Origin of the sequence: Brevundimonas sp. SL130, from assembly GCF_026625805.1 — a bacterium.
In the GTDB taxonomy this organism is placed as follows: Bacteria; Pseudomonadota; Alphaproteobacteria; order Caulobacterales; family Caulobacteraceae; genus Brevundimonas.
In genome coordinates, this window is record NZ_CP113064.1 from 234,285 (window position 1) to 255,718 (window position 21,434).

Sequence of the window (21,434 nt, forward strand, 5' to 3'; positions counted from 1 at the left end):
TGGGGCGGGCGCGCGACTGCGCGTCACATCGCTGACTAGGCCAGGTCTGGTCGCTCGTGAAGCCCCTGAAGACCGAAGAGTCTTCTAGAGCATGGCTCGCTTTGACGGAATCGGGATTCCCAAGTTTGCGGTGATCTGATTCAACGTTCGTGCTGGATGGGAGGCCAGCCCGGATGACGGCTCCTTATTCGATGGATCTTCGTGAGCGAGCGTTGGCGCGTAAGGCGGAGGGCGAGACACACCGGGAGATCGCGGCGGCGCTTCGGATCAGTCCGTCTTGCGTGTCCAAGTGGACGAAGCGAGTTGGAGAGACAGGTTCGGTGGCGCCGGGCCAGGTCGGCGGCCACAAGCCTCGCACGCTGTCAGGAGACTGCGCCGAATGGCTGCGCACCCGCATCGCCTCAGGGCCGTTCACGCTCAGAGGACTGACGGCCGAACTTGCCGCGCGCGGGATCAAGACCGGCCCTCGAGCGGTGTGGGTGTTCGTGCACGCTGAAGGACTGAGCTTCAAAAAAAACACTGCTGCCTGAGGAGCAGGCCCGGCCTGACGTCGCGCGCCGCCGCGCACGCTGGAAGGCGCATCAGGGGCGGATCGACCCGTCGCGACTGGTGTTCCTGGACGAGACCTGGGTCAAGACCAACATGGCGCCCTTGCGCGGCTGGGGGCCGAGGGGGCGACGCTTGAAGGGCCACTCGCCCTTCGGTCACTGGAAAACCCTGACCTTCATCGCCGCCCTGCGCCATGACCGGATCGACGCGCCCTGGGTTATCGATGGTCCGATCAACGGCGCGATCTTCCTCGTCTACATCGAGAAAATACTGGCGCCGACCCTGTCGCCTGGCGACGTCGTCGTCCTCGACAACCTCGGCAGTCACAAGGGCAAGGCCGCCCGCGCCGCTGTCAGGGCCAAAGGCGCACACATGATCTTCCTGCCCCCTTACTCCCCCGACCTGAACCCCATCGAACAGGTCTTCGCCAAGCTCAAACACCTCATGCGCAACGCCCAGCCCAGAACCATTGAAGCCACGTGGCGAAAGGCCGGAGAGATCATCAACCTCTTCAGCCCCGCCGAATGTGCGAACTACCTCGTCAACTCAGGATACGGTTCCGTGTGAAGGAATCACGCTCTAAACCCTATTCAGGTTGGAAGACTTTTGCGCCGCAAAAACGAGAAGGCCGCCGAGCGGGGGAACTCGGCGGCCTGCGCGAACCGACGCGAGGGGGGGGGTGCGTCGGTCGCTTCGCTGCGGTTCGGAGGGGAATGTCCCGCAGCGTCGATAAGGAAAATGGGAAGCCTTTCGGCCGGTTCAAGGGCCGCCAGTGCGGCTTTTAGCGCGGCGTGGCGCCGCAGGGGTCAGGCCTCTGTTTCGGCGGTCTTCTTCGTTGAGGCGTCGTTTCGGCTCTTGTCCTTCCGTCTGCCTTCGTCGGCATAGGGCGCGCCGTCGCCGGACAGGAGGATCGCCATCCACCGCGAACCCTGGAATTCGGCCAGGATCGCCATAGCCATGACGGCCAAGGGGGTCGATAGGAACATGCCCACCACGCCCCACAGCTTGCCCCAGAAGGCCAGGGCCAGCAGGACCACGACCGGATCGATGTTCTGGTTGTCCCCTTGCATGCGCGGCTGAACCAGATTGCCGACGATGAAGAGAATGGTCTGAAGTCCGACCAGCAGGATCAGGGCGGGCCAATAGCTGGGGAACTGCACCAGGGCGAACAGGGGGGGCGCCAGTCCCGCCACCGCTCCGCCCAACACGGGGATGAAGCCGACAATGAAGATGACGAAGGTCCAGAACTCGGCGTTCTGAAGGCCCACGGCCCGCATCAGGATCCAGGCCGCCAGACAGATCATGGCCCCGGTGACGGTCTGGACCCAGATATAGCCCTCAACCCCGCCGCGCACCCGTTCGAACACTGCGACCGCCTCATCGCGTTGGGCCTTTTGCGGGAACATGGCGACGATCTTGCGCCGGAATCCGATCTGCGACGCCAGCAGAAAGCCCAGATAGACCATGACGAAGAAGGCGCCGGAGGCGATCCCCTGGGCCTGCATGGCGACCGAGGCGACATAGCCGCGGATGTCGACGCCGTTGATCAGCTCCTGGGCCGTCGGCGGATTGTTCAGGCGAGCCATGCCGTAGACGTCGCGGATGATCTGATCGATGCGCGGCCCGATGTTCTGGAACACGCCCGAGGCCTCGCCGAAGAAGCCCGCCGCCCCGTTCACGATGATGGCGATGGAGGCGAAGAAGGCCAGAACGACCAGGATCAGGGCGGCGACCCCGGCCCAGCGGTCGTTCAGCGGGGTCCGGGCGGCCACCGACCGCTTCACCCCGTCGATCATGATCAGCAGGAACAGGGCCATGGCCAGCGGCGTCAGTATGTCCCGAAGCCAGTATATGGCGGCGCCCGCCGCAACGGTCGCGATCAGGGCGGCGGCGTTTCGTGACACGGCCGACGCCTGCATTGTGATGGGACTCTTCATGGCGATCCTTGTCGGCGGCGCATCGAGCGGCGTCAACACGCGCCGACTAGGGCGGTTCCGGCCATTGCGCGTCTGCGCTAGACCTTTGTCATCCCTCTGGAGACCTATCGATGTCTGACGCCCCCTCGGGTCTTTTTCTCGGTCAGTCTGACGCCGCTCAGCCGGAAACCCTGCTGTTTCACCGGGCGAACCGGCACGGCGTGATCGCGGGCGCGACTGGAACCGGCAAGACCGTGACCCTGCAGATCATGGCCCAGGGGTTCTCTGACGCCGGGACGCCGGTCTTCTGCGCCGATGTGAAGGGCGACCTGTCGGGGATTTCACAGCTCGGCGCCCCGAACGAGAAACTGCTCGCCCGCGCCGCCGAGATGGGCCTGACCCTGACGCCCCGCGCCGCGCCGACGGTGTTCTGGGACCTGTACGGCCAGAAGGGACACCCGATCCGCACCACTGTGTCCGAGATCGGTCCTGTACTGATGTCGCGGATGCTGGACCTGAATGAGGTCCAGGAAGGCGTGATGACGGTAGTCTTCCATATTGCCGACCAGGAGGGCCTGCTGCTGCTGGACCTCGCCGACCTGCGCAGTCTGCTGGCCTATGTCGGAGAGAACGCGGAACGGATCGGACGCGAGGTGGGCAATGTCGCCCCCGCCTCGATCGCCGCCATCCAGCGCGCCCTGCTTCAACTCGAACAGCAGGGGGGATCGGCCTTCTTCGGCGAGCCGGCGCTCAAGCTGGAGGACATGATCCGCACCGGCCTGGACGGGCGGGGTCAGGTCAATGTGCTGGATTCCACCCGGCTGATGAACAGTCCGCGCCTGTATGCGGCCTTCCTGCTCTGGCTGCTGTCGGAACTGTTCGAACAGCTGCCGGAGGTCGGCGACCCGGAAAAGCCGCGCCTGGTCTTCTTCTTCGACGAGGCCCATCTGCTGTTCAACGACGCGCCGCGCGCCCTGCTGGAAAAGGTCGAACAGGTGGTGCGGCTGATCCGGTCCAAGGGGGTGGGCGTCTATTTCGTCACCCAGAACCCGGCCGATATTCCCGACAGCGTCCTGGCCCAGCTGGGCAATCGCATCCAGCACGCGCTGCGCGCCTATACGCCGTCCGAGCAGAAGGGGCTGAAGGCTGCGGCCCAGAGTTTCCGCGCCAATCCCGACTTCGACACCGCCGAGGCCATTCAGGCCCTGGGCGTGGGCGAGGCCCTGGTTTCGGTGCTGGACGAGAAGGGCGCGCCCACCGTCGTCGCCCGCACCTGGATACGGCCGCCCGCCTCGCGCCTGGGACCGGCGACCGAGGCCGAGCGCGCCTCCGTCATCGCCGCCAGTCCGGCGCGGGGCCGCTACGAACAGGCGCTGAACCGCGAGTCGGCCGAGGAAATCCTCGCGGCGCGTCACGCCGCTGCCGATCAGGCTGAAGCCCAGGCCAGGGTGGATGAAGCGGCGGAAAAGGACCGCGCCAGGGCAAGGGCTCGGCCTGCGCCGGCCTCCCGGGCTCGCGCCTCCAGCCGGCAGACGCCGATGGAGGCCCTGACCAAGTCGGTGTTGCGAACGGCCGGATCCACTATCACCCGCGAACTTTTGCGTGGCGTTCTGGGCGGGCTGAGACGCCGTTAAGGCTTGCAACCTGACAGCTGCGTGCGCATCTGCCGCTCATGTTCATCCAGACCGAACCCACGCCCAACCCGAACGTGCTGAAATTCCTGCCGGGCCGCGATGTCTCGCCGCTCTCGGTGCTGGATTATCGCACCATAGACGAAGCCGCCGCCTCGCCTCTGGCCGAAGCCCTGTTCGAACTCGAAGGCGTCGACGGCGTCTTCTTCGGCGCCGACTATGTGTCGGTGACGCGCACCGAGCGCGGACCGGACTGGTCAGAGATGAAGGCGCCGATCCTGGGCGTGATCATGGATCATTTCGTTTCCGGCCGCCCCCTGACCCGCGAAGGCGCCGAAGTCGAGGGCCATGCGGAAGACGACAGCGAGATCGTCGCCGAGATCAAGGCCCTGCTGGACAGCCGCATTCGCCCGGCCGTGGCCCAGGACGGCGGGGACATCCTGTTCGATTCCTTCGACGAGGCGACCGGGGTGCTGAGCCTGCGGATGCGCGGCGCCTGTTCCGGCTGTCCGTCGTCTTCGGCCACTCTGAAAGCGGGCGTCGAACAGATGATGCGCCACTATGTGCCGGAAGTGACGCGGGTCGAGCAAACCCTCTGATCGCCTGAGGCGTTTTTCGTTCTCGCCACACGTGCGTCGGGGCGCCATCTTGGGTGCGACATGCCGCGTTTCGTTCCTGATCCTGAAGCTCTTCGCCTGGGCGAGGCCCTGGCCGCCCTGCGTCGCGAGCGCGGCCTGTCTCAGGCCGAGGCCGGATCGCGCCTGGACATGACCAGTCAGGGGTGGGGCCTGTATGAATCCGGCCGCCGACCGGGTCTGTTCCGTCCCGATGTTCAGCGGCGTCTGACCGGCGCCCTGGATGCGACGCCGGAGGCCTTGGCCTTGATCCGGGCCTTGATCCTGGGCGAGGCCGATGCGGGGCGGGCTGCTTCGTCGGCAACGGGTTTGGAGAGCCGAGGTCGCGACTTCGACGGGGCCGGCGTCGGGTCGAAACGACTGGAGGTCCGCGACGACGCCTTGTCGCCCTGGGCAGGAAAGGGCGTCCTTCTTGAATATCAGCCCGGACTGGCGCCGCGCCCCGGTCAGGGCTGCGTCGTGGAGATGGCTGACGGCGCCCTGCGGCCCCGCCTGTTTGAACGGTCCGACGCGGACTCGATCCATGTTCGGGGCGTCGGATCTCTCGAGGGTTCTGAAATCATACGCCGGCGGCATGTGACGCGGCTGTCAGCCGTGATCGCCCGACACGAACCATGAAACGAAAAGGTTGCATGCCCGCATGGGTTGTGTAATCTTCGCTTCATGAACAGGACGCCCGCCCTTTCCCGCAAAACCGCCCGCGCGGTCGAACCCCTGGACGTCGAAGTCGGCGCCCGGATCGCCTCGCGGCGCACGGCCCTCGGCCTGTCCCAGACCGCCCTGGCCGAACTGGTCGGCGTCAGCTGCCAGCAGGTGCAGAAGTACGAAGGGGGCCAGAACCGGATTTCGGCGGCGCGCCTGCATCATCTGGCCTTGGCGCTCGGCCTTCCGGTCGAAGCCTTCTTCCCGGAACGCCCCGAGGACGCCCATAATGCGGAGCTGTCCCTGATGCGGACCATCTCGCAAACGCCGGAAGGCCGGGCGATGGCCAAGGGTTTTTCCCGGATCGAGGATCAGGCGGTCCGACGCGCCCTGACACGACTGGTGGAGGTTCTTGCGCGAGCCGCCTAGAAGGCAGGCATGAGACTTCTGGTGATCGATACGGCGCTCGGCGCCTGCACGGCTGCGGTGTTTGAGGACGAGCGACCCCTGGCCGTCCGGTTCGAGCCCATGACCAAGGGCCATCAGGAGCGGCTGGGAGGGCTGGTGCGGGACGTCATGGCCGAAGCCGGCGGGGCTTATGGCGATCTGGACCGTATCGGCGTCACCGTCGGGCCCGGTTCCTTCACCGGTTTACGGGTGGGGCTGGCCTTCGCCCAGGGGCTGGGGGCGGCCGTGGATCGACCGGTGGTCGGGATCTCGACGCTGGACGGGCTGGCGGCGTCGCTTGAGGGGGCCGATGCGCCGGTCGCCGCCCTGATCGACGCGCGCCGGGGGCAGGTCTATGCCAAATTGTTCAGCCAGGGCCTAGCCATTGGTCCTGACGAAGCCTTGCCGCTGGACGAGGCGGCGCGGCGTATCACCGCTCAGGGCGAAGGCGTCCGGCTGGTCGGCAACGGCGTCGCCGTTTTGGTCGAGGCCATTCCTGATCTGAGCTTCGCCTCGATCGACCCCCGCGTGGCCCCGGCGCCCGAGGCTCTGGCCCGCCTGGTCCGCGCGGCCGATCCGGAGACCCATCCGCCCCGGCCCCTGTATCTTCGCGCGCCGGACGCCACCCCGCCCAGCCGCCTGCCGGGCCAGCCGCGTCAACCTGCCCCATGACCTCGGTCGATCCGGCCATCCTGGCGCGACTTCACGCCCAGGCTTTCGCCGCGCCGTGGAGCGAGGCGGAATTTGCGGATCTGCTGAATCAGGCGGGGGTCTTCGCCGTGGTCGAGCCGGACGGCTTTATCCTCATACGCGTCGTGCTGGACGAGGCCGAGATTCTGACCCTGGCGGTTCGACCCGAGGCGCGGCGAGCGGGTTTGGGCGGGCGTCTGACAGGGCAGGGGGCTCTGGCCGCCGCCCGGGCCGGCGCTGCGCGCCTGTTTCTGGAAGTGGCGGAAGACAATACGGCCGCGCGCGCCCTTTATGACCGCGCCGGCTTTCGCCAGATCGGTCGTCGCAAGGCCTATTACGCCGCTCCGGACGGCGCTCGAACCGACGCCCTGGTGTTGGGTTTGGACATGGCGAAAAATCCAGGCGAGGCGGCGCTTCCCTGAAGCGATCCAAACCCCTATTCTAGGTTTATGGACCGGATCGAAAAACTCAGCGCCGACCGCGGCATGCGTATGACCGAACAGCGTCGGGTGATCGCCCGCGTGCTGTCCAACGCCGAGGATCACCCCGATGTGGAGGAGCTGTATCGCCGCGCGTCGTCGATCGATCCGCACATTTCGATCGCCACCGTCTATCGCACCGTGCGCCTGTTTGAAGAGGCGGGCGTGGTCGAGAAGCACGACTTCGGCGATGGGCGCAGCCGCTATGAAGAGGCGGGCGACGATCATCACGACCATCTGATCGACACCAAGACCGGCGAGGTGATCGAATTCTTCGACGCCGAGATCGAGAAGCTGAAGACCGAAATCGCCGAACGGCTGGGCTTTGAACTCATCGGCCACAAGCTTGAACTGTACGGCGTGCCGATCGAAGGCGCGGAACCGTCCAAGCGCGAAGGCCTGATCTTCAAGCGCCACGCCGCCCGGGTCGCCCCCGCCGATGTGGATGCGGGCTGAACCTCGGTCTTGTCGTCGTGGATGCGGGCGATCATAAGCCCGGCATGACCGAAACCCTGGTTCCGCAAGCCGAGGCGACGCTGAACACGCCGTCCAAGCGCCTGTTCATCAAGACCTACGGCTGTCAGATGAACGTCTATGATTCAGAGCGCATGGCCGATGTCCTGCGCCCGCTGGGCTATGCTGTGACGGACGACGTCAAGGCGGCGGACTTCGTCATCCTGAACACCTGCCACATTCGCGAGAAGGCGGCGGAGAAGATCTATTCCGAACTGGGCAAGATGCGCGAGCTGCGCGACATCAAGCGCGAGGCGGGCGGCGATCTGACCATCGCGGTCGCCGGCTGCGTCGCCCAGGCCGAGGGCGAGGAGATCATGAAACGCCAGCCGGCGGTGGATATCGTCGTCGGCCCGCAAGCCTATCATCAACTGCCCGAGCTTCTGACCCGGACGGCGCGGGCGCGCGGCGAACGGATCGGCGCCGACTTCGCCCCCGACGACAAGTTCGACGCCCTGCCGGCCGCCCGCTTTACCGAAGGGCCGACCGCCTTCCTGACGGTCCAGGAAGGCTGCGACAAGTTCTGCACCTTCTGCGTCGTGCCCTATACGCGCGGGGCGGAATGGTCGCGTCCTTTGGCCTCGGTGCTGGAAGAGGCGCGGGCCCTGGCCGGGCGCGGCGTGCGCGAAGTCACCCTGCTGGGCCAGAACGTCAACGCCTATGACGGCGAACGCCCGGACGGCCGCAAGTCCAGCCTGGTCGAACTGGCCTACGCCCTGGCCGAAATCCCCGGACTGGACCGGATCCGCTACACCACCAGCCATCCCAACGACATGTCGGATGACCTGATTGCGGCCCACGGCGACCTGGACGCCCTGATGCCCTATCTGCACCTGCCGGTTCAGGCGGGGTCGGACCGGATCCTGCGGCTGATGAACCGCAAGCACGGGCGTGAGAAGTATTTCGACCTGATCGCCCGCATTCGCGAGGCCCGGCCCGACATGGCCATGGCCGGCGACTTCATCGTCGGCTTCCCTGGCGAGACGGACAAGGAGTTCGAGGACACCTTGGATCTGGTTCGCCGCGTCAACTACGCGGGCGCCTTCGCCTTCATGTATTCGCCCCGCCCCGGCACTCCCGCCGCCGGCATGGGCAAGCAGGTCGAGCCCGAGGCCGCCAAGGAGCGGCTGCACCGTCTGATCGAACTGCTGACCGAACAGCAGACCGCTTTCAACGCCGCCCAGGCGGGGCGCACCCTGAATGTGCTGTTCGACAAGCCGGGCCGACACGGCCACCGTCGCCAAGCGATCGGTCGATCCCCATATCTTCAGTCGGTCCATGTCGACGACGCGGATCATCTGATCGGCCAGATCGTTCCGGTCGAAATCATCGCCGGCCAGCAGAACAGTCTGACCGGTCGGCTCGTCTCCGCAGAGGCGGCGAAGAAAGAAAAGGCGGCCTAGTGGCGAGAGACTCCGAGTTCGTTCCCCTGAATGACGCTGAACTGCGTGCGGTGATCGGACCCAACAGCCGTCACGTCGCCCTGATCGAGGACGCGTTCAAGGTGCTGGTCGAGGCGCCGGGCGGCGGGGTCTCCGTCAACGGCGGCACGCGCGACCGTTCGGACGCTCGCCAGGTGATCGAGGATCTGGCCAAGCGCGCCGCCATGGGCGCGGACGTCACCGACGCCGATGTCCGCGCGGCCCTGGGCCAGACGCGCGGCGGCAAGGGCACGCCGGGCATGGCGGCGGCGGGCGTGTCGCTTCCGGGCGGCAAGCGCGGTTCCATCGTGCCCAAGACCAAGGCCCAGGCCGCCTATCTGGACATGCTGGGCCGCTGCGAGCTGTCATTCGGCGTCGGTCCGGCCGGCACCGGCAAGACCTTTTTAGCCGCCGCCTATGGCGCCTCCCTGCTGCGGCGGGGACAGGTGGACCGGCTGGTCATCACCCGGCCGGCGGTCGAGGCGGGCGAGAAGTTGGGCTTTCTGCCCGGCGACCTGAACGAAAAGGTCGACCCCTATCTGGCCCCGATCTGGGAGGCGCTGAACGATATTCTGGGGGCCGAGGACGTGCAGCGCCGCCGCGACAAGGGCGAGATCGAAGCCGCCCCCATCGCCTTCATGCGCGGCCGCACCCTCAGCCACGCCTTCGTCATCGTCGACGAGGCCCAGAACACCTCGCGGCTACAGATGAAGATGGTTCTGACCCGCTTGGGCGAGGGGGCGCGGATGGTGGTGACCGGCGACCCGTCGCAGATCGACCTGCTGAACCCGCGCGATTCCGGCCTGGCCCACGCCCTGCGCATTCTCGACGGGGTCAAGGGCGTCGGCGTCCTCAAGTTCGAAGCCTCGGACGTGGTGCGTCACGCCATGGTCGAGCGGATCGTCCGCGCCTATGACGCCGACGCCGCAAAAGGCCGCCCGGCCCCGGACCTCGAAGACCCCGCATGATCGAGATCGAAGTCGAGGCCGAGGCCTGGACCGGCGCCCTGCCGGACGCCGAAGCAGTGGTGGAGACGGCCGCGAAGGCTGCGCTGGGCGCCGTCGAGGGCGATGTCGTCGTCCTGCTGACCGATGACGCAGCGGTGCGCGAACTGAACGGCCGGTTCCGCGACAAGGACAAGCCGACCAATGTCCTGTCCTTCCCCGCCCCTGAAAACGCCGCACCGCACCTGGGCGACATTGTCCTTGCCTACGGCGTCTGTGCGACGGAGGCCCAGGCGCAGGGCAAGAGCCTGGCCGATCATCTGAGCCATCTGGTCGTCCATGGCGTGCTGCACCTCCTGGGACGCGACCACGAAGACGAGGCCGAGGCCGAAGAGATGGAGGCTGAGGAGCGAGAGATCCTGGCCCAGATCGGCGTCGCCGACCCCTATGCCGCCGATTTCTCTGTAGATGGGCAGGACGCCTAGCCATGTTTCCCGACGCCGCGCTCGACCGTTTCGCCGCCCGCATTCGTGCGCTTCCAGACAAGCGACGCGCCCTGACCTGGCGATTGATCCGCATCGGCCTGGCCTTGCTGGCGGGGGCTGGGACCGCCCTGGCCCATCCGCCGTTCGGGGTGCTGGCGGGCCTGCTGGGCTATCCGTTGCTGATGATCCTGTCGGAACGGTCGGACACGACGCGCGGCGCCTTCTGGATGGGCTGGCTGGCGGGCTTCGCCTATTTCTTCATCGGCTGCTGGTGGGTGGCGGAGGCCTTTTTCGTCAATCCCGAACAGGCCTGGATGGCGCCCTTCGCGGCCAGCCTGCTGCCGGCCGGGATCGCCCTGTTCTGGGGCGCGGCCTGCGCCCTCTATCGCCGGTTCGCCCCCATCGGCGTGGTCCGGGTTCTGTTGTTCGCCGCCCTGTTCTGCGCCGCCGAATGGCTGCGCGGCCATGTGCTGACGGGCTTTCCCTGGAACCCGGCCGGCGCGACCTGGCGGGCGGGCGGCGGCATGTCGCAATTCGCCTCGGTGGTTGGCGTCTATGGGCTGAGCCTGGTCACGGTCGCCGCCACCGCCGCCCTGGCGCCCCTGATCGGACCCGGCGCACAGCGCGGCCGTCTGATCTCGGCGGGCCTGGGGATCCTGGCGCTCGTCGCCGTGGGCGTCTTCGGCGCCGTGCGGCTGGCTCAGTCCGAGCTCCAGTTCACCGACACGGTGGTCCGCCTGGTTCAGGCCGATGTGAAACAGGAGACCAAATGGTCGCCCGAGGCCTATCGCTCCATCGTCGACCGTTATGTCGCCCTGACGGGACAGCCGGGGGCGAGGACTCCCGATGTGGTGGTCTGGCCCGAAGGCGCCCTGCCGGCCTCGGCCAATGAGGTCTTCGCCTCGACGGACGCCACGGCCATCGCGGAGGCTCTTCGTCCCGGCCAGACGCTGTTGATGGGTCTGTCGCGCGGCGAGGCCGATCTGACGGCCCCCGAGGGCGCGCGCTATTACAACAGCCTGTTCGCCTTAGCCGACGAAGGCGGGCCCGGTCTGCGGATCGCCGCCGTCTATGACAAGCACCGTCTGGTGCCGTTCGGCGAATACCTGCCGCTCGGTCCGATCATGACCTCCATCGGTCTGCGCAGTCTGGTGCATATGCCCAGCGACTTCACGGCAGGCCCAACCCCTGCCCCGATCCAGATTCCAGGCGCGCCGCCGGCTCAGATCCTGATCTGCTACGAAAGCCTCTATCCCGGCTTCACGCGCGGATCTGCGGGCCGCCCGGACTGGATCGTCAACGCCTCCAACGACGCCTGGTTCGGCGCCACCTCCGGCCCGCGTCAGCATCTGAACCTGGCCAGCTACCGCGCCATCGAAACCGGTCTGCCCATCGCCCGCGCCACGCCGACAGGGATTTCGGCCATGATCGACCCCTGGGGCCGGATCGTGGACGGGCAAAGACTGGACCCCGGCGTCATGGGGGTGATTGACGCCCGCCTGCCGCGCCCGATTGGCGTGACGCCCTACGGCCGGCTGGGCGACTGGCTGTTTCTGGCCGGCTTGCTGGCGGCCGGTCTCGTCGGCTTGTGGCCGTTGATCGCACGATCTAGGATTTCGCGAATCGAACGGTGATTTGGGGGCGGGCAAGGGCATGGCGCGAGACAAGACCGAACAGCCGCACGCTGTTGATCGCCACGTCGGCCGCCGTGTTCAGGAAAAACGTCTCGACCTGGGCCTGACCCAGAGCGCCCTGGCCCGCGCCGTCGGCGTCAGCTTCCAACAGGTTCAGAAATACGAGAAGGGCGCGAACCGTGTCTCGGCCTCGAAACTGTTCGAGATGGCCGAGTTCATGAAGGTCGAGATCCCGTTCTTCTTTCAGGGCTTCAAGGAGGCGCAGCCGGGCCTGGGCGAAGAAGAGACCGCCGGCTTCGATCACCAGCACAGGCCGACGAAACAAAGCGTCGAGATCGCCCGCCTCGCCCCGCTTCTGCCGCTGCGAAATCAGAAGCTGATCCTGGACATGATGCGGGAAATGTGTGGCGAAAGCGGTGACGAGCCTCGCTGACGTCAGTGGCGATCGCCGCGTCGATCTGGTCCAGGAGCCCAAGATGATTCGATCCGTTTTCCGCCATTTGTCGCCAATCCTGGCGGCAGTGCTGATCGCCGCTGTCGCCGCACCGACCTCGGCTGAACCTGCGGGGCCGGTGGTCGTCAGCGAGTTCATCTACGCCACAGCCCCCTATCCTCAGGCCCATGCCTCGACCGTCGTCGAAACGCGCACAGGCGTTATCGCGGCGGCCTGGTTCGGGGGCGCCTATGAGCGCTCGCCGGACGTCGAGATCTGGTTCGCGCGGCGTGGACCGGCGGGATGGGAAACACCGGTCTCGGTTGCGGACGGTGTTCAAGCCGACGGATCGCGCTTGCCGACCTGGAACCCCGTCCTGTTCCAGGACCCAGAGGGAGCGCTTCACCTGTTCTACAAGACCGGTCCCAGCCCCAGCACCTGGTGGGGTATGGAGCGTACATCGACGGACGACGGTCGCAGTTGGAGCCCGCCGCGCCGCTTGCCGGACGGAATCTTGGGGCCGATCAAGAACAAGCCTGTGGTTCTGGCCGACGGGACCTGGCTGTCGCCGTCCAGCACCGAGACCCCGGCCGAAGAATGGTCGATACATTTCGAAAGAAGCGAGGATCGCGGTCAGACCTGGACCTCCACCCCGCCTGTGGCCTCGCCGGTGGGGCTGGCGGCGATCCAACCCAGTCTGTTGTTCCATCCTGACGGTCGGCTGGAGGCGGTCGCGCGGACCCGCCAGGGCGTGCTGTCGATGACCTGGTCGAACGACGGCGGTCGGACCTGGTCGCCGCTGGCGGCGATCGACCTGCCCAATCCCAACGCCGGCGCCGACGCCGTGACATTGCGCGATGGCCGTCAGTTGATCGTCTATAATCACAGCGCCCATCTGCCCGGCGATCCAGGCCATGGCCCGCGCTGGCCGCTAAACCTGGCCCTATCGGACGACGGTGTGACCTGGCGCAAGGTGCTGACGCTCGAGGATGCGCCGATCAAGGACGGCTACGCCTATCCGGCGATCATTCAGACCCGCGACGGCTTGGTTCACCTGACCTATACCTATAACCGTGAACGCATCCGCCACGTGGTGGTTGATCCGTCGAAGCTGGAATAGCACGCGCCGCCGCCTCGGCCGCGCGCGCCCGTCAGCCTAAGGATACGATCTCAATCGACTGGCCCGTGACCGTGGTCTCGTCGCCGACCCGTCGGCCCAAAACCGCCCGCGCCAGAGGTGAAACATGACTGACCGAGCCCTTGGCCGGGTCGGCCTCGTCCTCCCCCACGATCCGCCAGGTCTGGACCCGCCCGTCCTCGCGCTCGATGGAGACCCAGCCGCCGAAACGCACCCGACCATCGTCGTCCCCGGGTTCCATCAACTGGGCTGAGGCGCGGCGGGCGGACCAATAGCGCAGGTCCCGGGTCGCCCGCGCCATGGCGGTGCGGTCGCTCTCGATCGACCCCTTGACCTGGGCGGCGGTGTAGGCGGCGCGGGCGGCGGCCAGTTCCGCCTCGATCAGGGCCAGTCCTTCGGGCGTGACCAGATTGGGGTGGGGCGAGATCGGGCGGTCCGCCAGGTCGGCGGCGGTGGCTTCCAGATCTTCTTCTCGGGTGAATGCGACGCTCATGGTTCGGACCATAGCGAACCGCGTCCCTATAGCCAGCGTCGCCGCAACCGGGCAAAGCGGGGGATGATCCAATCCAAACGTCAAGTCCATGTCATCGGCGCCGGCCCCGCCGGATTGATGGCGGCTGAGCGCCTGGCCCAGGCCGGGCTGACCGTCGTGGTGCACGACCGGATGCCGTCCGTGGCCCGCAAGTTCCTGATGGCCGGACGCGGGGGGCTGAACCTGACTCATTCGGAGCCGCTCGACCGGTTTCTGACCCGCTATGGCTCGGCCCAGGAGCCCCTCTCGCGCTGGATCGACGCCTTCACGCCCGCCGACCTGACCGCCTGGGTCGAGGGCTTGGGCCAGACCACCTTCGTCGGCTCCAGCGGGCGGGTGTTTCCCGACGCGATGAAGACCTCGCCCCTGCTGCGGGCCTGGCTGGCGCGGCTGGATGGTCTGGACGTCGAAATCCGCACCCGGTCGCGCTGGATCGGCTGGCGAGATGGGGCTCTGGCGTTCGAGACGCCGGACGGAGAGCGGTTGGAACGGCCGGACGCCGTGGTCCTGGCTCTGGGCGGCGCCAGCTGGCCGCGCCTGGGCTCTGACGGCGCCTGGAAACCCTGGCTCGAGACCGCCGGGATCGCCGTCGCCCCCTTCCGCCCCGCCAATGTCGGCTTCGACCTCGCCTGGTCGCCGCTGTTCCGTGATCGGTTCGCCGGTCAGCCGCTGAAGGGCGTGGCCGTGACTCATGGGAACAAGACAGCGCGCGGCGAGGCCATGATCGCCCGCTACGGCCTGGAAGGCGGCGCCGTCTACGCTCTGTCGGCCGGACTGCGGTCGTCGGTAGAGGCGGACGGGCGGGCCGATATCCAGATCGATCTGAAGCCGGATGTCGCGGTCGGCAAATTGACCGACCGACTGTCCAAGCCGCGCGGCAAGGCCAGTCTGTCGAACCATCTGCGCAAAGTGGTCGGGCTCGAGTCGGCCGCCGTCGCCCTGCTGTATGAAGCCGGACCCCTGCCGGTTTCGCCCCGCGCCTTGGCCGAGCGGATCAAGGCCATGCCGTTGACGCTGACGGGCGTCCAGGGTCTGGAGCGCGCCATCTCCTCCGCCGGCGGGGTGGATCTGGAGGGCGTCGACGAGCGGTTGATGCTGACCGCCCGACCGGGCGTCTTCGTCGCCGGCGAGATGCTGGACTGGGAGGCGCCGACCGGCGGCTATCTGCTTCAGGCCAGTTTCGCATCCGGGGTCGTTGCGGCGCGGGGTCTTATGGCTTGGCTCGACAGCCGGGACTGACGGGGGCAGGGTTGGGGTTCGCTGTTAGGAGTTCCCGATGCGTCACGCCCTGCCCGCCGTTTCCGCCCTCGCTCTTATGCTCGCCTGTTCCCCGGCCACCGCGCAGGCGAGGCTGAACATCGACGCCGCAAGAATGAACGAGGCGGTTCGGGTTCTGGCTTCGGACGAATTCGAGGGGCGGGCGCCCGCCTCCCCCGGCGAGGAAAAGACCGTCGCCTGGCTGGTTGAACAGTTCCGCGCCGCCGGAGCCGAAGGGGGTGGACCGGACGGCGCCTTCGTCCAGGTCGCTCATCTGTCGCGCACCCGCCAGGATGGCCCGGCGACCGTCGCGGCCAGAGTTGGCGGGACGACGATCAATCTGGAACGCGGCCCGGAGGTTCTGGTCTCGAGCGACCGCCCGGTGAACCACATCACTGTAACGGATGCGCCCGTCGTCTTCGTCGGCTACGGCGCCACCGCGCCCGAGCGCCAGTGGGACGACTTCAAGGACGTGGATGTACGGGGCAAGGTCATCCTTGTTCTGGTCAATGATCCAGACTTCGAAGCCCCCGCGGGCGATCCGGTCGCCGGCAATTTCGACGACAAGGCCATGACCTTCTACGGCCGCTGGACCTACAAGTTCCTGGAGGCGGGGCGTCGCGGCGCGGCGGGCGTGCTGGTGGTGCATGAAACGGCCGGCGCCGGCTACGGCTGGTCGGTGCTTCAGAATTCGTCGGCCGCGCCCAAGTTCGACATCGTCCGGGCTGACCCGAACGCCGAGCGCGCGCCCTTCCAGGGCTGGATCCAGCGCGCCAAGGCCGAAGACCTGTTCGCCGCCGCCGGGCTCGACTTCGCGGCGCTGAAGGACAGCGCGCGCCGCGCCGAGTTCAGGCCGGTCGTCCTGCCCGGCCTGACGATGAGCGTCGATTTCGGCCAGATCGCCGATCGGGTGGAGACCCAGAACGTCATCGCCCGCATTCCCGGCTCCGAACGCCCGAACGAGACCGTCATGTACGGCGCCCACTGGGACGGTTACGGGGTCGGCACGCCCGACCCCTCGGGCGACAAGATCTATAATGCGGCGGTCGATAACGCGACCGGGGTCGCCGCCCTGCTGGAGTTGGCCCACGCCTTCGCCGACGGCCCCCGGCCGAAGCGTTCGGTGGTCTTCGCCGCCTGGTCGGGCGAAGAGGCGGGACTGTTGGGTTCGACCTATTACGCCGCCAATCCGGTCTGGCCGCTCGAGACCACCGTGGCCAATATCAATGTCGACAGCCTGCTGCCCGGGACCGAGATCGACCCCAATGTCGTGGTGATCGGCAAGGGCAAGAACCAGCTGGACGCGGTTCTGGCGCGTCACGCGACCGCATCCGGCCGGACCCTGATCGCCGATCCGGCGCCCCAGGCCGGGGCCTTCTACCGCTCCGACCATTTCCCCCTGGCCTTGAAGGGTGTGCCCGCCCTGTTTCCCGCCGCCGGCTTCACCGGGGCCAGCGCGGACAGCCGCGACTATGTCCAGAACCGCTACCATCAGCCGTCGGATGAATGGGATTCGACCTGGCGCATGGACGCCGCTGCGGCTGACGTGGCCCTGATCTACGCCGTCGGACGCGAGCTGGCGGACTCGACCCAATGGCCGGAATGGAATCCCGGCGCTGAATTCGGTCCGGCCCGGGACCGGTCTCGGTCGGAAAGGCCTTAAGAGGCCACCGGTTCGGCTTGGGCGGGCGCCGGGACGTCCAGCGGAAGTTCCGGCGCGGCGGCGGCCGGAGAGACGCCCAGGGGCAGGTGCAGGATGAAGGCGGCCCCCTTGCCGGGCTCGCTTTCGACCTCGGCCCATCCGCCGTGCAGTTCGACCAGGGCCTTGACCAGGGCCAGACCGACGCCCGGACCGCCGCGTTCGCGCCGGACGAACCGGTCAAAGACGTGGGCCTGAAGATGATAGGGGATGCCGCGGCCGGAATCCGACACCGAAAGACGGACCTCCGAGCTCCCGGTTTCCGCCGACAGCGTCACCTCGCCGCCTTCGGATACCGAACGGGCGGCGTTCTCCAGCAGATGGTTCAGGGCCTGGCCGATGCGATGGGCGTCGGCGCGGATCGGCCGTAGACCGGGTTCGCACAGGACGGTCAGCGCAGCGCCGCGACCCTCGATCTTGGGCCTAATGCGCTCGGCGGCCTGACCCAGCAGGTCGGAAATGCTGACGTCGCCCAAGGACAGCTCCATCTCGCCGGCGTCGATCTGGGCCATGTCCAGCACGTCGTCGATGGAGCGGGCCAACTGGCTGGCGGCCACGCGGATGGCGCCGGCGTGCTGACGGCTGCGCTCGGGCAGGTCGCCCATGGTCTCCAGCAGTTCCGAATAGCCGACGATGGTCGTCAGCGGCGTGCGCAATTCGTAGGAGACGCTGCCGACGAACTCGCGCTTCAGCGCCTGGCTTTCCGCCAGGGCCTGCTCACGCTGAACCAGGGCCTGTTCCAGGCCGCGCCGTGCGGTGACGTCCGAGAAGGCGACCAGGGTGGCGCCGTCGGGCAGGGGGCGAGTCTGCCAGGCGGCGACGCGGCCGTCTACCGTTCGGCCCTCGCCCGAGATGGCGATGCGGCTTTCCGGATCCGGGTCGGCGACCCGCGCCTTCAGACCCAGCCACAGGGCCGGGTCGGGCAGGGTGGTCTTGCACAGCTCGGCTATGGCGTCGAAATCGTTCGAGGCGGCGATCCGCTCGCCCGTCAGGTTCCAGAAGTCCTCGAACGCTTCGTTGTGCAGCCGTAGCCGGCCGTCGGAGCCGAACACGGCGACGGCGTCGTTCAGCTTGTCCAGGGTGGCGGTCTGGACCTGGATCTGGGCGTTGAACCGGCTGCGCAGGTTCAGTTCGTCGGTGATGTCCGAGAAGATCAGCAATATGCCGCCCAGCGGGTGGGGCTGGCGCACGACCCGCAGCGTCCGTCCGTCCGGCAGCGACCAGCTGTCGTCGGGCGAAGCCTGGGCTGCGCCGTAGAACTCCAGCTCGTGCGCTTTCCAGCCGGCATAGTCCATGACTTCGGGCAGGCGGCGGCGCTGGCGCAGCCGGTCCAGAAGCTCGGCATGGGTCGGCCGCTCGTCCAGCCAGGCGGAATCCAGGTCGAACAGGGTCTGGAAGGCCGTGTTGTGGAAGGCCAGCCGCTTGGACGGCCCGAAGATGGCGACTGCGTCGGCCAGATGGTTCAGGGTCTCGTCATGGGCGTCGACGTGGCGGCGCAGGGTGTCGCGCGTCTCTTCCGCCTCGGTCACTTCGATGGCGAAGGCGATGACGGCGCCGCCGCCGGCTGGTTCGGCAATGATCCGCCAGGCCCGGCGATGGCCGCCGCCGGTGGTCCAGCGGAACCCTTCCTGTTTCAGGCCCAGCCGCCCGGCCTCGGCCACCAGGGCGTCGGCGCCCCGGTCGAAGGACAGGCCCATCTCCCGCGCCTGGACCACGGTCTCGGCCCCGATCTCGTGCAGCCAGATCCGGTTGGCCCAGGCCAGTTTCCCCGCGCCGTCCACGACCCAGGTCGGGATCGGCGAGGCGTCGCCCAGCATGGCCAGGCCGCTCTCGGTGGCGTCGGCGCCGGTCAGCATGACCCGGGACGCCGGCGACAGCCGCAGCCAGGCCGCGCCGCCCGCCACCCGGCCTTCGATCCGCCAGGGTTCGACGTCGTTCAGGTCGATCAGGCCCTCGAAGCCTTTTCCGGTCTCGACCAAGGCCTCGATCTGGCCGGCGTGGGTCTGTTTCAGCCGGCCGAGGACAATGGCGCCCATGTCCCCCGCAGCCCCGGCGTCCGGGCCGGACAGGCGGTCAATCAGCTCGCCCGGACCTATGGGCGGTCCGCTCGCCTCGCCGGTCGCCGTCAGGGCCAGGCTGACGTCGTCGAAGGCGCGAAGCATGCTGTCATGACGACCCAGGTCGGTCAGGGCGGCGTCACGCTGATGCGTCGCGGCGGCCGTCGTGGCGTTCAGGCGCGCGCGCAGGCGAAGGGCCCAGGCGCTGACCGCCAGAGCCAGTCCGGCTGCGCCTGCTGTGGCGACATAGGCGATGTCGGCCTCGGCCATACTTGTCCCTACGGTCACGACGACCTGATTCGCCCTTACCATACCCCAACCGCGCGAGAAAAAATCAGGGCCGTCTTCGCGTCAACCCGCCCCATTGCGCTCAGGGGCGCGGGCGGCGATATCCGGGGCATGACCGATGCGACCGCCGACCTCTTCGCCCCCTCTCTCGACGACTTCGCCCGCCTGGCGCGCGAGGCGTTCGAGGCCCTGCCGGCGGAGTTTCGCGCCGCAGCCGGAGAGGTGGTGTTTCGCATCGACGATTTCGCCGACGAACAGACTCTTGCGGACCTGGAGATCGAGGATCCGTTCGAACTGACCGGCCTGTATCACGGCGTGGACATCGGCCGACGCGACAGCCTGGGACCGGCGGCCGAGCCGTCGCGGGTCTTCCTTTACCGCCGGCCGATCCTGGACGAATGGTGCGAGCGGGGCGACGTGGGCCTGGCCGAGCTGATCGCCCATGTCCTGGTCCACGAGATCGGCCACCATTTCGGCCTGTCCGACGACGATATCCACGCCATCGAGGACGCGGCCGACTGAAACCTAGTTCGCGGCTGGATAGGGGGTCGTCACCGCGCCGGAGATCATGCCGGGGATGGCCTCGCCCAGGCCCAGCAGGATGAACTGGATCGCCAGGGCGCACAGGATCAGGCCCAGGACGCGGACGATGATGGCCATGCCCACCTCGCCCAGCATGCGGCTGAGCGAACCGGTCAGGGCGAAACAGACGAAGGAGACGGCGCAGGCCGCCGTGATCGCGACCAGCGATCCCATGGTTCCGGCATAGCCCAGCTTGGCCGCCTCGCCGGCCTGGATGATGACGGCCGAAATGGCGCCGGGGCCGATCATCAGCGGTATGGCGAAGGGCACCACCAGCCGCTGGAACCGCCGGCGGGCGTAGCCGCGCACGTCTTTGGAATCGGCGATGGCGTCCTTGTCGGCGAACATGGCCAGGAAGTCGCCGCGCGCCATGTCCAGGCCGAGCAGCAGCAGCAATATGCCCCCCGCAATGCGGAAGGCCGCCAGGGAGATGCCGAAGAACTGCAGCAGGCCCAGGCCCGTGAACAGGAAGAAGGCGAGGAAGACGGCGGCGAAGGTGCAGATCAGGGCGGAGACCGAAATCCGCTGACGCAGGGTGGCCCCGGCGGTGGCGGCGGCGAAGATGGGCAGATTGCCGATCGGATCCAGCAGGGCGAACAGGGTCACGAACAGGTTGACACCCAGATCGACCGCGTTCATCGCCTCGCCTCGCTCTTGAAATTCAACACGCCGGCCGCGCCGACGCACCCCTTGCGTCCTCGCATAGCCGCTCAGCGCGAGTCCGTCGATGACCCAGACCCAAACCGTCGCCCCCAATCGCGGTCCCGACGAACGGATCATCTGCGCCCTGGACGTGCCGACGGTCGCAGAGGCGGCGGCCCTGGTCGCGCGGGTGCAGGACGCGGTGGGCTTCTACAAGATCGGGCTGCAGCTGTTTGCGGCGGGCGGCATGGACCTGGCGCGCGACCTGAAGGCCGAGGGGCGCAAGGTGTTTCTGGACTGGAAGCTGCACGACATCGGCGCGACGGTCGAAAAGGCGGCGGCCAATCTGGCGGATGCGGGCTGCGACCTGCTGACGGTCCACGCCCGGCCCCAGGTGATGGCGGCGGCGGCGCGAGGCGTGGCGGGATCGGGGTTGAAAGTCCTGGGCGTGACGGTCCTGACCAGTCTGACCGCCGAGGATCTGGCCGCCGACGACCACAGCCTGTCGCCGGCCGACCTGGTCGAGCGCCGCGTCCGACAGGCGCTGGACGCCGGGGTCGACGGCGTCGTCTCCAGCCCGCACGAAGCGGGCCGGGTGCGCGAGATTGCGGTCGCGGCCGGCCGTCCTGATTTTCTGATCGTGACGCCCGGCGTCCGGCCGACCGGCGCGGCCCTGGACGACCAGGCGCGGGCCGCGACGCCCGAAGCTGCGCTTCAGGCCGGCGCCACCCATCTGGTGATCGGCCGCCCGATCACCGCGGCGCCTGATCCCAGGGCCGCAGCCCTGGCCGTCGCCGAAAGCATCGCCCTGATCTAGCGA

22 protein-coding genes are annotated in these 21,434 nt (G+C 67.8%); 18 read left to right on the top strand and 4 right to left on the bottom strand.

All coding sequences use genetic code 11. The annotated features are described in order from the left end of the window. Positions 1-173: 173 nt before the first annotated feature. A protein-coding gene (locus OU998_RS01090) for an IS630 family transposase (RefSeq protein ID WP_267515012.1) occupies positions 174-1,116 on the top strand; the annotation gives its coding sequence in 2 pieces (ribosomal slippage) (positions 174-509 and positions 511-1,116; 942 coding nt in all). Positions 1,117-1,355: 239 nt separating this feature from the next. Here OU998_RS01090 and OU998_RS01095 read toward each other — a convergent pair. Then, a complete protein-coding gene (locus OU998_RS01095) occupies positions 1,356-2,486 on the bottom strand; it encodes an AI-2E family transporter (RefSeq protein WP_267515013.1) in 1,131 nt (376 codons plus the stop codon). A 110-nt stretch (positions 2,487-2,596) separates the two neighbouring features. On the opposite strand from OU998_RS01095, the gene OU998_RS01100 reads away from it, so the two are divergent. Genes OU998_RS01100 through OU998_RS01160 form a run of 13 tightly spaced genes read left to right on the top strand, consistent with a single transcriptional unit; the run spans position 2,597 to position 13,539 of the window. After that, positions 2,597-4,099 (top strand): helicase HerA-like domain-containing protein, encoded by a 1,503-nt coding sequence (locus OU998_RS01100; protein WP_267515014.1) that lies wholly within the window; start codon positions 2,597-2,599, stop codon positions 4,097-4,099. 38 nt (positions 4,100-4,137) lie between these two features. Next, complete coding sequence (locus OU998_RS01105) at positions 4,138-4,695, top strand: NifU family protein (protein ID WP_267515015.1); 558 nt, start codon at positions 4,138-4,140, stop codon at positions 4,693-4,695. 60 nt (positions 4,696-4,755) lie between these two features. After that, positions 4,756-5,349: a helix-turn-helix domain-containing protein gene (locus OU998_RS01110; protein WP_267515016.1), complete on the top strand. Its 594-nt coding sequence runs from the start codon at positions 4,756-4,758 to the stop codon at positions 5,347-5,349. Between the two features lie 45 nt (positions 5,350-5,394). Continuing rightward, positions 5,395-5,802: a helix-turn-helix domain-containing protein gene (locus tag OU998_RS01115; RefSeq protein WP_267515017.1), complete on the top strand. Its 408-nt coding sequence runs from the start codon at positions 5,395-5,397 to the stop codon at positions 5,800-5,802. Between the two features lie 9 nt (positions 5,803-5,811). Beyond that, positions 5,812-6,492, top strand: a complete 681-nt coding sequence (tsaB, locus tag OU998_RS01120) for a tRNA (adenosine(37)-N6)-threonylcarbamoyltransferase complex dimerization subunit type 1 TsaB (RefSeq protein WP_267515018.1) — start codon at positions 5,812-5,814, stop codon at positions 6,490-6,492. Further along, complete coding sequence (gene rimI, locus OU998_RS01125; RefSeq protein WP_267515019.1) at positions 6,489-6,932, top strand: ribosomal protein S18-alanine N-acetyltransferase; 444 nt, start codon at positions 6,489-6,491, stop codon at positions 6,930-6,932. The genes tsaB and rimI overlap by 4 nt, the downstream gene beginning before the upstream one ends. Positions 6,933-6,959: 27 nt before the next feature. Continuing rightward, entirely contained in the window at positions 6,960-7,445 is a 486-nt protein-coding gene (locus OU998_RS01130) for a Fur family transcriptional regulator (RefSeq protein WP_267515020.1), read from the top strand. A gap of 44 nt (positions 7,446-7,489) precedes the next feature. Continuing rightward, complete coding sequence (miaB, locus tag OU998_RS01135) at positions 7,490-8,905, top strand: tRNA (N6-isopentenyl adenosine(37)-C2)-methylthiotransferase MiaB (protein WP_267515021.1); 1,416 nt, start codon at positions 7,490-7,492, stop codon at positions 8,903-8,905. Beyond that, positions 8,905-9,891, top strand: a complete 987-nt coding sequence (locus OU998_RS01140; RefSeq protein ID WP_267515022.1) for a PhoH family protein — start codon at positions 8,905-8,907, stop codon at positions 9,889-9,891. The genes miaB and OU998_RS01140 overlap by 1 nt, the downstream gene beginning before the upstream one ends. Continuing rightward, entirely contained in the window at positions 9,888-10,352 is a 465-nt protein-coding gene (ybeY, locus tag OU998_RS01145; RefSeq protein ID WP_267515023.1) for an rRNA maturation RNase YbeY, read from the top strand. The genes OU998_RS01140 and ybeY overlap by 4 nt, the downstream gene beginning before the upstream one ends. 2 nt (positions 10,353-10,354) lie before the next feature. After that, positions 10,355-11,986 carry an apolipoprotein N-acyltransferase gene (gene lnt, locus OU998_RS01150; protein WP_267515024.1) on the top strand — a complete coding sequence of 544 codons (1,632 nt, stop codon included), beginning with the start codon at positions 10,355-10,357 and terminating at the stop codon, positions 11,984-11,986. A 19-nt stretch (positions 11,987-12,005) separates the two neighbouring features. Then, complete coding sequence (locus OU998_RS01155) at positions 12,006-12,419, top strand: helix-turn-helix domain-containing protein (protein WP_267515025.1); 414 nt, start codon at positions 12,006-12,008, stop codon at positions 12,417-12,419. 43 nt (positions 12,420-12,462) lie between these two features. Further along, entirely contained in the window at positions 12,463-13,539 is a 1,077-nt protein-coding gene (locus tag OU998_RS01160; protein ID WP_267515026.1) for a sialidase family protein, read from the top strand. A gap of 31 nt (positions 13,540-13,570) precedes the next feature. Here the strand turns inward: OU998_RS01160 and greA are convergent, their stop codons facing one another. Continuing rightward, positions 13,571-14,050: a transcription elongation factor GreA gene (gene greA / locus OU998_RS01165; RefSeq protein WP_267515027.1), complete on the bottom strand. Its 480-nt coding sequence runs from the start codon at positions 14,048-14,050 to the stop codon at positions 13,571-13,573. Between the two features lie 63 nt (positions 14,051-14,113). Here greA and OU998_RS01170 point away from each other — a divergent pair, with 63 nt between their 5' ends. Together OU998_RS01170 and OU998_RS01175 are read left to right on the top strand one after the other, a co-directional pair. Beyond that, entirely contained in the window at positions 14,114-15,328 is a 1,215-nt protein-coding gene (locus OU998_RS01170; RefSeq protein WP_267515028.1) for a TIGR03862 family flavoprotein, read from the top strand. 37 nt (positions 15,329-15,365) lie between these two features. Next, positions 15,366-17,009, top strand: a complete 1,644-nt coding sequence (locus OU998_RS01175; protein ID WP_267515029.1) for a M28 family metallopeptidase — start codon at positions 15,366-15,368, stop codon at positions 17,007-17,009. Here the strand turns inward: OU998_RS01175 and OU998_RS01180 are convergent. Continuing rightward, the gene (locus OU998_RS01180; protein WP_267515030.1) at positions 17,006-19,372 is read right to left on the bottom strand and encodes a sensor histidine kinase; all 2,367 of its coding nucleotides are present in this window, start codon (positions 19,370-19,372) and stop codon (positions 17,006-17,008) included. The two genes, OU998_RS01175 and OU998_RS01180, sit on opposite strands and share 4 nt — an antisense overlap. Positions 19,373-19,501: 129 nt before the next feature. Between OU998_RS01180 and OU998_RS01185 the strand changes: the two genes are divergently transcribed. After that, positions 19,502-19,912, top strand: a complete 411-nt coding sequence (locus tag OU998_RS01185) for a metallopeptidase family protein (protein WP_267515031.1) — start codon at positions 19,502-19,504, stop codon at positions 19,910-19,912. A 3-nt stretch (positions 19,913-19,915) separates the two neighbouring features. On the opposite strand, the gene OU998_RS01190 is transcribed toward OU998_RS01185, so the two are convergent. Next, positions 19,916-20,611, bottom strand: a complete 696-nt coding sequence (locus OU998_RS01190) for a MarC family protein (RefSeq protein WP_267515032.1) — start codon at positions 20,609-20,611, stop codon at positions 19,916-19,918. 88 nt (positions 20,612-20,699) lie between these two features. Between OU998_RS01190 and pyrF the strand changes: the two genes are divergently transcribed. Then, the gene (gene pyrF / locus OU998_RS01195) at positions 20,700-21,431 is read left to right on the top strand and encodes an orotidine-5'-phosphate decarboxylase (RefSeq protein WP_267515033.1); all 732 of its coding nucleotides are present in this window, start codon (positions 20,700-20,702) and stop codon (positions 21,429-21,431) included. Positions 21,432-21,434: the final 3 nt, after the last annotated feature.

Excerpts from the sequence above, each read along its gene's own strand:
- OU998_RS01095 (WP_267515013.1), bottom strand. The coding sequence starts at position 2,486 with ATGAAGAGTCCCATCACAATGCAGGCGTCGGCCGTGTCACGAAACGCC.
- OU998_RS01180 (WP_267515030.1), bottom strand. The coding sequence starts at position 19,372 with ATGGCCGAGGCCGACATCGCCTATGTCGCCACAGCAGGCGCAGCCGGA.
- OU998_RS01185 (WP_267515031.1), top strand. The coding sequence starts at position 19,502 with ATGACCGATGCGACCGCCGACCTCTTCGCCCCCTCTCTCGACGACTTC.
- miaB (WP_267515021.1), top strand. The coding sequence starts at position 7,490 with ATGACCGAAACCCTGGTTCCGCAAGCCGAGGCGACGCTGAACACGCCG.
- OU998_RS01155 (WP_267515025.1), top strand. The coding sequence starts at position 12,006 with ATGGCGCGAGACAAGACCGAACAGCCGCACGCTGTTGATCGCCACGTC.
- greA (WP_267515027.1), bottom strand. The coding sequence starts at position 14,050 with ATGAGCGTCGCATTCACCCGAGAAGAAGATCTGGAAGCCACCGCCGCC.
- lnt (WP_267515024.1), top strand. The coding sequence starts at position 10,355 with ATGTTTCCCGACGCCGCGCTCGACCGTTTCGCCGCCCGCATTCGTGCG.
- OU998_RS01175 (WP_267515029.1), top strand. The coding sequence starts at position 15,366 with ATGCGTCACGCCCTGCCCGCCGTTTCCGCCCTCGCTCTTATGCTCGCC.
- OU998_RS01110 (WP_267515016.1), top strand. The coding sequence starts at position 4,756 with ATGCCGCGTTTCGTTCCTGATCCTGAAGCTCTTCGCCTGGGCGAGGCC.
- OU998_RS01170 (WP_267515028.1), top strand. The coding sequence starts at position 14,114 with ATGATCCAATCCAAACGTCAAGTCCATGTCATCGGCGCCGGCCCCGCC.
- OU998_RS01130 (WP_267515020.1), top strand. The coding sequence starts at position 6,960 with ATGGACCGGATCGAAAAACTCAGCGCCGACCGCGGCATGCGTATGACC.
- OU998_RS01160 (WP_267515026.1), top strand. The coding sequence starts at position 12,463 with ATGATTCGATCCGTTTTCCGCCATTTGTCGCCAATCCTGGCGGCAGTG.
- OU998_RS01115 (WP_267515017.1), top strand. The coding sequence starts at position 5,395 with ATGAACAGGACGCCCGCCCTTTCCCGCAAAACCGCCCGCGCGGTCGAA.
- rimI (WP_267515019.1), top strand. The coding sequence starts at position 6,489 with ATGACCTCGGTCGATCCGGCCATCCTGGCGCGACTTCACGCCCAGGCT.
- OU998_RS01190 (WP_267515032.1), bottom strand. The coding sequence starts at position 20,611 with ATGAACGCGGTCGATCTGGGTGTCAACCTGTTCGTGACCCTGTTCGCC.
- pyrF (WP_267515033.1), top strand. The coding sequence starts at position 20,700 with ATGACCCAGACCCAAACCGTCGCCCCCAATCGCGGTCCCGACGAACGG.
- OU998_RS01100 (WP_267515014.1), top strand. The coding sequence starts at position 2,597 with ATGTCTGACGCCCCCTCGGGTCTTTTTCTCGGTCAGTCTGACGCCGCT.
- ybeY (WP_267515023.1), top strand. The coding sequence starts at position 9,888 with ATGATCGAGATCGAAGTCGAGGCCGAGGCCTGGACCGGCGCCCTGCCG.
- OU998_RS01105 (WP_267515015.1), top strand. The coding sequence starts at position 4,138 with ATGTTCATCCAGACCGAACCCACGCCCAACCCGAACGTGCTGAAATTC.
- tsaB (WP_267515018.1), top strand. The coding sequence starts at position 5,812 with ATGAGACTTCTGGTGATCGATACGGCGCTCGGCGCCTGCACGGCTGCG.